Below are 13,064 nucleotides of genomic sequence, written 5' to 3'. Positions count from 1 at the left end.
GGTGGGATTGTTGAAGAGCGGATTTCGGTGCTTTTAACACATAAAATATTAGGGCAATAAAAAAGGTCACCGAAGTGACCTTTTTTTAGCCATCAGCGTTGAATTACGCAGACTTAACCGCTTCAAGTAAAGCAGCTTGACGTGCTTTCAATGCAGCAGGTAAGCGCTCACCAAGTTTGTTGAATAACTCAGTGTGGCTTTCTAACTCTTTGATCCATTGTTCTTTGTCTTGCGCTGTTACAGTTTCAAATTGCTCTTTAGAGAAATCTAAACCAGTCCAGTTCAATTGCTCATACTTTGGAACGAAACCAATTGGAGTTTCAATAGCTTCTGCACGACCTTCGCAACGATCAATGATCCACTCAAGCACACGCATGTTTTGACCAAAACCAGGCCATACGAAGTTGCCTTCTGCATCACGACGGAACCAGTTTACATTGTAGATACCTGGTAATTTGTTGCCTGCAGCTTTTGCTTTCTCGCCAACTTGCTCACCCATCTCTAACCAGTGAGAGAAGTAGTCTGCCATGTTGTAACCAGCAAACGGAAGCATTGCAAATGGGTCACGGCGTACAATACCTTGTTGACCAACGGCTGCTGCAGTCGTTTCAGAACCCATCGTTGCTGCTTTATATACGCCATCTACCCAGTCAAATGCTTCTGAAATTAGAGGCACTGTGTCTGCACGACGACCACCGAAGATGAACGCTGAAATTGGAACACCTGCTGGATTTTCCCAGTCAGCATCGATAGAAGGGCATTGACCCGCTGCAACAGTGAAGCGCGCATTTGGATGAGCTGCTTTTTCTGCGCCAGTATGTGGTTGACCTTTCCAGTTGGTTAAGTTTGCAGGAACTTCTTTAGATAGACCTTCCCACCATACTTCGCCGTTGTCAGTCACAGCAACGTTGGTATAAATCACGTCTTTGTGCAGAGTTGCCATACAGTTCGGGTTAGTCTTGGTGTTTGTACCAGGAGCAACACCGAAGAAACCAGCTTCAGGGTTAATTGCATATAAGCGACCATCTTCACCTGGTTTGATCCAAGCAATATCGTCACCTACAGTTTCAATTTTCCAGCCTTCATAACCTGCAGGTGGAATTAACATCGCAAAGTTGGTTTTACCACATGCAGAAGGGAATGCTGCTGCGATGTAGTGTTTTTCGCCTTGTGGGTTGGTCACGCCTAAAATAAGCATGTGTTCAGCTAACCAGCCTTGTTCACGACCCATTGCAGAAGCAATACGAAGCGCTAAGCATTTTTTACCCAATAATGCGTTACCGCCGTAACCAGAACCATACGACCAGATTTCACGAGTTTCTGGATAATGTACGATGTATTTTTCTTTGTTACATGGCCAAGCAACGTCTTTCTCGCCTTCAGCCAATGGTGCGCCCACAGTGTGTACGCAAGGAACAAATTCGCCATCTGTGCCCAATACGTCATAAACAGCTTTACCCATACGAGCCATTTTAGACATGCTGACAGCAACATAAGGAGAGTCAGTTAATTCAATACCGATGTGAGCAATGTGGCTACCTAATGGGCCCATAGAGAATGGAACCACATACATGGTACGACCAGCCATTGAACCGTCGAATAAACCGTTTAATTTAGCGCGCATTTCAGCTGGCGCTTCCCAGTTGTTCGTCGCACCAGCATCTTCTTTGTTTTCAGAGCAGATGTAAGTACGGTCTTCAACACGAGCAACGTCAGAAGGATCTGAATTTGCAAGGTACGAACCAGGGTGTTTTTCTTGGTTTAATGCTTGCATGGTGCCGTTAGCGATCATCAAGTCGATTAGACGTTGATATTCTTCTGCGCTACCGTCACACCATTCAATTTTTGCTGGTTTCGTTAACTTTGCAATTTCTTCAACCCATGCAATAAGCTTAGGGTGACGAACGAATTCTGGTGCGTTCACTTGGGTCATGGTGAGGCCTATCTTAAATGTGTACAAATCGTGTACAAAGTACAATCTGAACGATGGGGTACATGGTTCAGATGAAATATGAAAAAAAAGTGGCTGTATTAAAGCACAAAAACATAAAAAAAATAAGACATAGGCTTGATTTAGCTTTATGTGAAAAATACCCATATAAATAATGAATAACATATATGAAACATGGGCTTACAACTTTTTTGTGTTCCATTTATCATTATTTAAAAAAATTATGGGCATTATTTATTTTAATTATTTTTAATTAAAACATGTACTTATATCTTAAATTTTATAAAGAATGATTATTGATTTAATGAATGGTCGTCATTCGATTTTTACATAAAGCTGCTTTTCATTCTGCATCAATTGGTCGAAATTAGAGCAAAAGCTTTAAAATGATTGAAGAAAATGTCGACAACATTACAGCCTTTATCTCTTATTTATAATCAAAAATCAGGATTTCATGCCACACAGCAAGAAGGTGTCTATGAAGAGTTGCTGCATGTTTTGTCACAGCATGGTTTTGAAATCCAATTGTTTGAAATGGGTGAAATCGCCAATTTTGATCAACTGATGCAACAGGTGTTAGCACGGCATCAAGCAGCGCAGTTAAGCGGTGTTGTGGTTGCAGCGGGTGGAGATGGTACTTTAAATGCGGTTGCTGCAAAGTTAAAAGGGACATCTATCCCCATGGGTATTTTGCCTTTGGGCACGTTTAATTATGTGGCGCGCTTACTGAATATTCCACTGGATTTAATTGAAGCCGCACAGGTCATTGCCACAGGCACGACGCGAGCTGTGCATGTGGCACAAATCAATCAACATATTTATTTAAACAATGCCAGTTTGGGTTTGTATCCTTTATTCATTCAAAAGCGCGAGCGTTATAACCAATATTTAGGACGTTTACCTTTGCATGCCTATACTTCAGGTTTGGATGTGCTGATTCGTGACCGTAAAGAGTTAAAATTAAAAATTGCAATCGATGGCACACTTTATCCCTTAAAAACCCCGTTGATTTTCTTTGGCAATAATCAATTGCAATTATCTGAAATGAATTTACGTATTGCGCAAGCGGCAGAACAGGGCAAAGTTGCGGGTGTCGTGGTTGCCAAAAGCGATAAGCTGACTTTATTTAAAATTTTATGGCAAATGATTCAGGGCAAACTAGATCAAGCCAGTGATGTTTATAGTTTTGCTGCAGATCAGGTGGTAATTCACAGTACACAGACGCAGCTGACCGTGGCGATAGATGGGGAAATTGTCAAAATGCGTCCGCCATTACATATTTCGGTGCAGAAGAATGCACTCAACATTAAGGTGCCGCATGTTATTGCATCTGTCTGATTTGCATTTCGGCACCGAAAATATCGCGTGTATGCAGGCGATTCAACAGTTGTGTGCATCATTGCAGCCTGAAGCGGTAGTGGTGAGCGGCGATTTAACTCAACGCGCACGTTATGCACAATTTTATGCCTGTAAGCATTTTTTAGACAGTTTAGATGTGCCGTATTTGGTAGTACCAGGTAATCACGATATTCCGCTGTATCATCTCTGGAAAAGGTTTTTGAGTCCATTCGCCCGTTATCAGTTGTTTTTTGGGCGCATGGAAAGTGTGTTGGAAACGCAACATTTTTATCTGATAGGCGTAAATAGTATTCGACGCCGTTTTCATACTCGCGGGCATATTTCTTTAAGTCAAATTCAGGAAGTTGAAGCTTTGCTACAAGTTGCGCCAAGTAATAAGTTTAAAATTTTGGTGGCGCATCAACCATTTTATACACCACCAGATGATCGCCACAGCATTAAAGATTGCCCAGTGTTGGGGCGAATTGCCTTAGAGCAGTGGAGCAAAAATGGTTTGTATGCCTTGCTGCATGGGCATTTACATCAACCAGCCGTGTATGACTTAAATCAAATTTATGCCTTAGGTGTAGCGCATCCTGTGCTGGATATTCATGCAGGTACTGCAATTTCATATCGTTTGCATCAAGGTATGCCGAATAGCTTAAATGTATTGTGTAACAATGGTGATGTGCAGCATTACATTTTTGATGCTGAAAAAAAGCAATTTGTGTTGTGGCAACAAAATGCAGAATAAAACACCGACCTAGCCAATTTGTCTAAAAAAACAACAAAAACTGAAATATTTTTATCTTTCCCCCTTGAAGCGTTTATTTCCATCCCCACAACAGTGTCATCTAAAATTTATTTTGATGATGACCAAAGGAATAATTAAGTCGTCATCAGGAATCTATACATTGACTTAGTCTAATGGAGTTATTTATGAGCAACATTCGTCCATTACATGACCGCGTAGTTATTCGTCGTGTTGAAGAAGAAACAAAAACAGCTGGCGGTATCTTGCTTCCAGGTTCTGCTGCAGAAAAACCAGCCCAAGGTGAAGTGATTGCAGTAGGTAATGGTCAAATTACAGACAATGGCGTACGCGCTTTAGACGTAAAAGTGGGTGACAAAGTCTTGTTTGGTACTTATGCAGGCACCACAGTTAAAGTAGACGGTGAAGAACTTCTAATTATGAAAGAGTCTGATATTTTAGCGGTACTTGAAGGCTAATTTCAGAACTCATATTCAAAGCAAATTTGAACATTATTTAAAAATATTTGGAGTTAGACATGTCAGCTAAAGACGTAAAATTTGGTGATTCAGCTCGCACAAAAATGATTGCAGGTGTAAACGTACTTGCAGACGCAGTTAAAGTAACTTTAGGCCCTAAAGGTCGTAACGTAGTGATTGACCGTTCTTTCGGTGCGCCGCACATCACTAAAGATGGTGTATCTGTTGCGAAAGAAATCACCTTGAAAGACAAGTTTGAGAACATGGGTGCTCAGCTTGTACGTGAAGTGTCTAGCAAAACCAATGATATCGCAGGTGACGGTACGACCACTGCAACAGTACTTGCACAAGCCATTTTAAATGAAGGCATCAAATCTGTAACTGCGGGCATGAACCCAATGGATTTGAAACGTGGTATCGACCTTGCTGTTAAGGCAGTCGTTGCAGACATTAAAGCAACGGCTAAACCAGCATCTGATACTAAAGCGATTGAGCAAGTGGGTTCGATCTCTGCAAACTCTGATGAAACAGTAGGTAAACTCATTGCACAAGCAATGGAACGCGTTGGTAAAGAAGGCGTAATCACTGTTGAAGAAGGTTCAGGCTTTGAAGACGCGCTTGACGTTGTAGAAGGTATGCAGTTTGACCGCGGTTATATCTCGCCATACTTCGCGAACAAACAAGATACTTTGACTGCAGAACTTGAAAATCCGTTCATTCTTCTAGTTGATAAAAAAATCAGCAACATTCGTGAACTGATTGCTGTCCTAGAAGCGGTTGCAAAAACAGGTAAGCCACTTCTAATCATTGCTGAAGATGTTGAAGGCGAAGCGCTGGCAACGCTTGTTGTGAACAACATGCGTGGTATCATCAAAGTATGTGCGGTGAAAGCGCCTGGTTTTGGTGATCGTCGTAAAGCAATGCTTCAAGATATTGCAATCTTGACAGGCGGTACGGTTATTTCTGAAGAAATTGGTATGTCTTTGGAGCAAACATCACTAGAGCATTTGGGTAGCGCGCACAAAGTTACAGTCTCTAAAGAAAACACCGTGATTGTGGATGGTGCTGGTGATGCAAATCAGATTTCTGAGCGTGTTCAGCAAATCCGTGCGCAAATCGAAGAATCTACTTCAGAATACGACAAAGAAAAACTTCAAGAACGCGTTGCTAAATTAGCAGGCGGTGTTGCAGTCATCAAAATTGGTGCTGCAACTGAAGTTGAAATGAAAGAGAAGAAAGACCGTGTGGATGATGCGCTTCACGCAACTCGCGCTGCGGTTGAAGAAGGTGTTGTTGCAGGTGGTGGTGTTGCACTGGTGCGTGCTGCATCTGCACTTGATGGTCTGACTGGTGCTAACGATGACCAAAACGTAGGTATCAACATTCTTCGTCGTGCAATCGAAGCTCCGCTTCGTCAAATCGTAGCCAATGCTGGTGATGAGCCATCTGTAGTAATCAATGCTGTGAAGAACGGTGAAGGTAACTATGGTTATAACGCTGCGACTGGTGAATATGGCGACATGTTGGAAATGGGTATTCTTGACCCTGCAAAAGTAACTCGTTCTGCACTTGAGCATGCAGCGTCTGTTGCTGGCCTGATGTTAACAACAGAATGTATGATTACTGAAATTCCAGAAGACAAGCCAGCAATGCCAGATATGGGTGGCATGGGTGGTATGGGCGGCATGATGTAATTATCAGCGGACCCAAACTTCAAAAACCTCGTATCGTCAGATACGGGGTTTTTTTATGGCGTGGTTTTTATAATTCAGAGTTTGCACGCATGAAAAAGCAAAACTGCCTAGCCATTTTCCATTTATTTATTTATTTATTAAATGCGTGATATGTATTTAAACTGCTTTTTTTTGTGAATAAAACCCACTATGCTACTTGGAATAATAAGAAAAACAAATGATTAAATAAGTGTAATGCAGGCTGGAGTAGGCATAAAGGGGATAAAAATGGATAACCGAGAACACGAAATTATAGGCAGTATTTATGATGCCGCTGTAGATGTGAATTTATGGCCGCAAGTAATTGAAAAAATTGTTCAATATACAGACAGTAAAACCGCCATTTTTACTGCCTTAGATCAATTTAGCCCAAGTTACGATTTTTTATTTAGTCACAATATTCCAGATGAAGCTTTGCATGCCTATCGTGATGAGCGGATTCGCGTGATTGACATGCAGTTACACCGAGTATTGTGGGAAAATTTAGGTGTGGGACAAGTAGCGAGCTCGGATTTATCGCATTATGGGGAAAACCCTGAAAGTGATGAATATATCTTTTATGAACGGTGTTTGAATCCGACGGGAATTAGTTATATCTCGGCTGTTTTGCTCGATCAGGGTTCACATCGTTGGGCAGTTTTAGGATTACATCGTGCGCCAGATGTAGCGCCGTATCAACAAAAAGAGTTGGATTTTTTAAAGCATTTGGGTGTGCATTTGCGCCGTGCCTTACAAATCCATCGTCAATTTAGTTTGGTTAAACAAGAAAATTTAAGTTTGTATAGTGTGCTCGATCATTTAAAAACAGGTGTAATTTTGCTTGATCATCAGCTGAGTTTGATTTATTCAAACCCTTTAGCTCAAAGCATGCTGGAACACGATTCATGTTTAGATTTGGACTTGTATAATCGTTTAAAAACCCATGCTTATGATCAAAGTCGTTTAGATCAATTATTACATTCAGCGTTGTTGGGACAGTCGGCATTAAACGCAGATGTAGGCGGTGTATTGTCTTTGTCAGATGCGAAAGGACAACAATTAATGCTGACTATCGTACCTTGTTCTAAATTAAAAAATATGCAGCATCAAAATGCAAGACAACATCAAATTGCGGTATTTCTGACCGATATGCATCAGCACTATGCCTTGTCACAAGCCTATTTGCAGCAAGCTTATCAATTGTCTAAACGCGAGTTTGAGCTGTGTGAGTTGTTGTTGAATGGTTATAAGTTAGAAGAAATTGCGGAACATTGCGGGATTACCCTCAGTTCCGTGCGCACTTATTTTAAAAATATTTATGAAAAAACCCAATGCAACTCGCAAATTGAACTTATGCATTTATTAATGAGCTGTACCATTCATTTTGAGCATATTGGTTAAAGCTGCCTAAATTTTGCTTAGGCAGCTTTAAAATATGTTTAGTTACTACGTTGTAGGGTAATAGTGTCTTCGCCTTGTGGATGCAAGGTTAGACTTGTTCCGGAGATGCTATAAGTTGCATTAACTTTAGCGCTATCCGAAGTGTCATGTAATCCACCGCAACCGTTGGTGTCATATAACACTTCTGTTACGGCAAGTGTATTGGATGTTATTGAATATTTACCATATTCAATTCCTGGGTTATCGCAATCACCTTCGGTGTCTAACAAGAAATAGAATCCTGTGTCAAAGAAAGCAAACAAGTGAGTTTGATTAAATTGCCAAGTGCCAACTAGACCTGATGATTGTTTTACTTTAGTTAAAATATAGGTGCTATTACTTCCTACATCAGTCAGCACTAGATCTGTGCCATTATAACTTAGGCGGTGGTGACCATCATTGTCAGGATGTGAAAGCCCGTAGTCACCGTTTGTATCTATGGAAATTACAGGGTTCAGCGCTGAGGTTAAAGCATTCCAATTTAATTGTCCGATTTCAATACCAGGCTTCCCTGTTTCATCAGCTACATCTGCTTCACCCAGAGCATAACGTCCATCGGGTAAAATATGTAATAAAACAGCAGATGCATTGGTACGTCCAATTTCCCAAGTTCCAGCAATATCTTTATAGAATTGGCTTGCGCTACTTGTGGTAGTACCTTCTGTATTGGGTCTTGTGAGTATAAATGTACCTTCATTTGGTTCGTGGAGTGTAAGTGATGTCGAATTAACCGTGACTGGTAGACCTGAGCTTGAGTTTGCACTATTGTCAGATAAGCCTGCACAGCCATTTGTATCGATCAGGATATTATCTACGAATAACTTTCCATCTTGAACACGATATTTACCATATTCGATACCTGGTCCACCACAAGGCATTTCTCCAACTTCCACTTGATCGTCCCCAACAGCATCAACCATGATATAGGTATTATTATCCGGATTGAAAACAAATAGTTGCTTGCCTGAACTTGAGTTCCAAGCACCGGCAATGCTCGAATTGTTTTGAGGGACTTTAGTAAATGTTGCACTTTCATTAGGGTTTTGAGCTTCAGAAATTTTTAACTGCGTACCATCAAATGATATTTTCATATCACGTGTTTTTCCAGAATCAGTTAAGCCCCAATCTTCATTTGTATCAATTGAAGATTGCGCCCATAAATCTCCAGCAACAGCATTTACCGATAATTCACCATACTCCATGCCATTTGCACTATCAGATGGTGAGCTAACAATAGGTTCGCCAATCAGGTATTTCCCGTCTGAGGTTACTTGAAGTACGATTTCTGAGTCAGCATTTTTCGCATACCAAACCCCAACGATATCTTTGAGTAGTGTTTGGTTAAAGTTAGCTTGTGCTTCTGTTGCGCTAACTACGACTTTATCTTTAAAATCTTCTATTGTTTGTAGAACAGGTTGAAAGCTTGTAATAAATTCAGTTGTTGGTTTAGAGAGGTCAATTGAGTTTGCAGGGAGTTGACTCACTGAGTCAGGGATTTGAATACCATCGTCATGCCCCCCCTGAGAATCTAAAGATTGTAAAAAAATAAGTAAATTTGTTCGTGTTGTTACATCATCAGCTAACTCCACAGGGGTAATACGATCAGCACCAATCACTGTGCCAATTTCAATATTTCCGATGGAGAAAGTGATTTCATCACCCTCTTGATATTCAAACTCCCCTTGAGCATTTGTACGTTTAGAGACACCATTAATTGTATAAGTTGCACCACTCACAGGCCCATCGGTCAGTACGCCAGTTTTTGTGGTGTTTGATGGTGGGGGAGCAGAACTACCAGAATCATTGTCTGAACCACCACATGCACTGAGTAAGCCTGCTAAAGTTAAGCATAATAAGGTTTTTTTCATCATGAATTCCTTGTCATCCAAATTGTTATGTCAGAAGTATAGAAATAAGATGAATCTAGGAGCTATCCCAAAATTGGGAGGTCAAATACTAAATCTGTGAGAAAAAATGAAGACCAATCAATATTTTTGTGACAAAACTAGATTTTTTGATATGCAGTCATCGAAGTTCTATTTTGCTGTGTTAATTTGAAAAACGGTTTCAAGTTTTTTTGATGATCTTCATCCACTTGATTCATTTCATATTTAAATATCAACATTGCCATCTATAAGTGATCCAGTTTTATGTTGTCTAAATTTTTTATTGAACGTCCTATTTTTGCAGGTGTGCTCGCCATTGTGGTGATGGCACTCGGGATTTTTTCAGTATTAAATTTACCTGTAGAACGCTACCCAGACATTGCACCACCTCGTATCACCGTCAGCGCAACGTATACAGGAGCTTCGGCAGAAACTGTTGAAGAAAGCGTCACACAGGTTTTGGAACAGCAAATTAAAGGCTTAGATCACTTACTGTATTTCAGTTCTAGCAGTGATTCTTCAGGACGAAGTCGCATCAGCATTAGCTTTGAAAATGGTACCAACCCCGATACCGCACAAGTCCAGGTACAAAATGCGATTAATGGCGCAATTAACCGCTTACCTGAAGATGTGCAGCGTCAGGGGGTAAATGTCTTTAAATCATTGGGTGATACCCACATGGTCATTGGGCTGTACGATGCCACAGCCAAAAGCAGCAATATTGCCTTGTCTGACTATATGATGAGTCATTTAGAGCAAGAGTTGGCACGCATTGAAGGTGTGGGTGAGGTCGATGTTTTTGGTGCACAATATGCAATGCGGATTTGGCTGAATCCGTTAAAGTTAAAACAATACGCACTCATGCCAAGTGATGTACGTGCTGCAGTATTGGCACAAAATACCCAAGTCGCAGCAGGCGCAATTGGTGAATTACCCACAGCACAAGAACAATATCTCAATGCCAAAGTCACCTCAGGTTCACGCTTAAAAACGGTAGAAGAATTTGAAAATATTATTTTAAAAGCAGATCAGGCAGGTGGCTTTGTTTATTTAAAAGATGTGGCACGTATAGAACTCGGTGCAGAAAATTATCAAAACTTTAATACCATTAATGGTTTTCCATCGGCAGGGATGGGGATTTCTTTATCGTCTGGTGCCAATGCGTTACAAACTTCAGCCTTAATTCAAAAACAAATTGAGCATTTAAAACAACAATTGCCCGAAGGTTACCAAATTGTCTATCCACGAGATAACACGCCTTTCGTGCAGGAATCAATTAATGAAGTGGTGAAAACTTTAATTGAAGCGGTGATTTTAGTTGTCATCGTGATGTTCTTGTTTTTACAAAACTGGCGCGCGACGCTCATTCCTACCGTAACCGTGCCTGTGGTGATTTTAGGCACTATGGCCGTGTTGCAACTCTTTGGCCTAAGTATTAACACGCTGACCTTATTCGCTTTGGTTTTAGCGATTGGTTTATTGGTGGATGATGCGATTGTCGTGGTCGAAAACGTCGAGCGTTTAATGCACGAACAGCAGCTCTCGGCTAAACAGGCATCTATCGCATCTATGCAGGAAATTAGCGGTGCTTTGGTCGGCATTACCTTGGTTTTGACCGCAGTATTTATTCCAATGGCATTTTTTGGTGGTTCGACTGGAGTAATTTATCGCCAGTTTTCCATCACCTTAGTCACTGCGATGGCACTGTCTTTAGGCGTGGCCTTAATTTTAACGCCTGCCTTGTGTGCCTTGATTTTAAAACCCAATCCACAACCAGCCCAATGGGCCATCTGGTTTAATCAAAAACTGGAACGCTTAAAACAACACTATCTCAAATTATCAGGCTGGACGATTCAGCATAAAGCGATGTGTCTGGTTATTTTTGCAGGTTTACTGACGGTGTTTGCCTTGTTTTACCGTGCCTTACCTACCAGTTTTATCCCGAATGAAGATCAGGGCATGTTGTCGGTGCAATTTAAATTACAGGAAGGTGCGCCGTTGTCTAAAAGTCGTGAAGTGGGCGAAAGCATACGCGAATACTTTATGCAGCATGAAGCCCACAATGTTGATTTGGTGATGATTCGTTATGGACGTAATTTTTCGGGAACAGGGCAGAATTTAGGTCAGGGTTTTATTGCGCTAAAACATTGGGATGAGCGTCAAGGGCAGCAACATACTGCACAAGCCATTCGTGAACGTGCCATGCAGCATTTTCGACAGCACCCCAATGCACAAATTACCATTGGTATGCCCGCGGCAGTCCGTGGTTTGGGACAAACCGATGGCTTAGAGTTTTGGATGCGAGATGTGAATGGTACAGGACGTGATTTTTTAACCCAGCAATTTCAAAATTTACAGCAGCAAGCCGCTCAATATCAAAGCTTTAAAAATTTAGATCAACGTGCCAATCCTGAAAAAGCGGAGTTAAACGTCACGATTGATCAGAAACAGGCGATGGCAGCAGGTTTAAATCAAACGGCGATTAACAGTACCTTAGCGGCAGCTTGGGGCGGTAGTTATATCAACGACTTTATTGACCGTGGTCGAATTAAACGTGTGATTATGCAGGGTGATGCCGAATTTCGTGGTAAACCTGAAGATTTGAATCAATGGTCGGTACGCAGTCAGCAAAATCAAATGGTACCTTTTAGCCAGTTTGCTCAACTCAGTTGGAGCGGTGGGCCAGAAGTCGTCAATCGTTTTATGGGGTATAGCGCCGTGCAAATGGAAGCCGATACTGCCGAAGGATATAGCTCAGGGCAGGCGATGCGTGATTTAGAACAGATGGTGGCGCAGCAGGGCATTGACTTGGCATGGAGTGGGTTGTCTTTTGAAGAAAATCAGTCCAGCAATCAGGCTTTGTTACTGTATTTGATTTCCATCGGATTTATTTTCTTATGCCTTGCTGCCTTGTATGAAAGTTGGAGTATTCCAACAGCCGTGATGAGTGCCATTCCTTTAGGAATTGGTGGAAATATTATTTTCAGCTATTTGGCAGGTTTCCCGAACGACATTTATTTCCAAATTGCCTTGCTTACCACCATTGGTTTGTCATGTAAAAATGCCATTTTAATTGTGGAGTTTGCTTCGGCTGCACAGCAACAAGGCAAACAGGTGATTCAAGCCGCTTTAGAAGGTGCAAGCTTACGGCTCAGACCTATTTTAATGACCTCATTGGCATTTGGTGCAGGTATTTTGCCGCTAGTATTTGCCTTTGGTGCAGGTGCAGCAAGCCGTCAGGAAATTGGGGTGAGTGTTTTAGGTGGAGTTATTTTTGGCACAATTTTAGTGCTTGTTTTTATTCCGTTTATGTATGTGCTGGTTCGTTCTATATTTCAAGTGAATCGTTCATCACCCATAAACTAAAGATGTTTTTTATTAGGCACTTAGCAAAATTATAGGCTATGATATGAAACGCTAAAAATCTTGTATAAATCTACAGATTTTCGGGTTTTTAAGGGTTGGTTTGGGCTGAGAAACTTTGCCCATTCTTCATTTTACGTTTTG

The 13,064-nt window shown here is 41.2% G+C and carries 8 protein-coding genes; 6 read left to right on the top strand and 2 right to left on the bottom strand.

All coding sequences use genetic code 11. From position 1 onward, the window contains the following. Nucleotides 1-103: 103 nt before the first annotated feature. A complete protein-coding gene (locus FTT71_RS02170) occupies nucleotides 104-1,933 on the bottom strand; it encodes a phosphoenolpyruvate carboxykinase (GTP) (RefSeq protein ID WP_180160679.1) in 1,830 nt (609 codons plus the stop codon). 417 nt (nucleotides 1,934-2,350) lie between these two features. On the opposite strand from FTT71_RS02170, the gene FTT71_RS02165 reads away from it, so the two are divergent. The 5 genes from FTT71_RS02165 to FTT71_RS02145 all read left to right on the top strand — a co-directional run bounded on the left by FTT71_RS02165 (nucleotide 2,351) and on the right by FTT71_RS02145 (nucleotide 7,632). Beyond that, the gene (locus tag FTT71_RS02165) at nucleotides 2,351-3,289 is read left to right on the top strand and encodes a diacylglycerol kinase family protein (RefSeq protein WP_180095982.1); all 939 of its coding nucleotides are present in this window, start codon (nucleotides 2,351-2,353) and stop codon (nucleotides 3,287-3,289) included. Next, nucleotides 3,270-4,043 carry a metallophosphoesterase gene (locus FTT71_RS02160; RefSeq protein WP_180158684.1) on the top strand — a complete coding sequence of 258 codons (774 nt, stop codon included), beginning with the start codon at nucleotides 3,270-3,272 and terminating at the stop codon, nucleotides 4,041-4,043. The genes FTT71_RS02165 and FTT71_RS02160 overlap by 20 nt, the downstream gene beginning before the upstream one ends. Nucleotides 4,044-4,228: 185 nt before the next feature. Further along, on the top strand, nucleotides 4,229-4,519 hold the full coding sequence (gene groES, locus FTT71_RS02155) for a co-chaperone GroES (protein WP_004972131.1): 291 nt from the start codon (nucleotides 4,229-4,231) through the stop codon (nucleotides 4,517-4,519). A 59-nt stretch (nucleotides 4,520-4,578) separates the two neighbouring features. Then, nucleotides 4,579-6,213, top strand: a complete 1,635-nt coding sequence (gene groL / locus FTT71_RS02150; RefSeq protein WP_154320958.1) for a chaperonin GroEL — start codon at nucleotides 4,579-4,581, stop codon at nucleotides 6,211-6,213. 267 nt (nucleotides 6,214-6,480) lie between these two features. Further along, nucleotides 6,481-7,632 (top strand): LuxR C-terminal-related transcriptional regulator, encoded by a 1,152-nt coding sequence (locus FTT71_RS02145; RefSeq protein ID WP_154320957.1) that lies wholly within the window; start codon nucleotides 6,481-6,483, stop codon nucleotides 7,630-7,632. A 38-nt stretch (nucleotides 7,633-7,670) separates the two neighbouring features. Here FTT71_RS02145 and FTT71_RS13280 read toward each other — a convergent pair whose 3' ends face one another. Beyond that, nucleotides 7,671-9,539 carry a hypothetical protein gene (locus FTT71_RS13280; protein ID WP_257221874.1) on the bottom strand — a complete coding sequence of 623 codons (1,869 nt, stop codon included), beginning with the start codon at nucleotides 9,537-9,539 and terminating at the stop codon, nucleotides 7,671-7,673. A gap of 282 nt (nucleotides 9,540-9,821) precedes the next feature. Here FTT71_RS13280 and FTT71_RS02135 point away from each other — a divergent pair, with 282 nt between their 5' ends. Then, a complete protein-coding gene (locus FTT71_RS02135; RefSeq protein WP_180160678.1) occupies nucleotides 9,822-12,923 on the top strand; it encodes a multidrug efflux RND transporter permease subunit in 3,102 nt (1,033 codons plus the stop codon). Nucleotides 12,924-13,064 lie beyond the last annotated feature (141 nt).

It is taken from the genome of Acinetobacter sp. YH01004, assembly GCF_013420455.1.
GTDB classification, from domain to species: domain Bacteria; phylum Pseudomonadota; class Gammaproteobacteria; order Pseudomonadales; family Moraxellaceae; genus Acinetobacter; species Acinetobacter towneri.
This window is presented reverse-complemented; position numbering and strand designations above follow the sequence as displayed.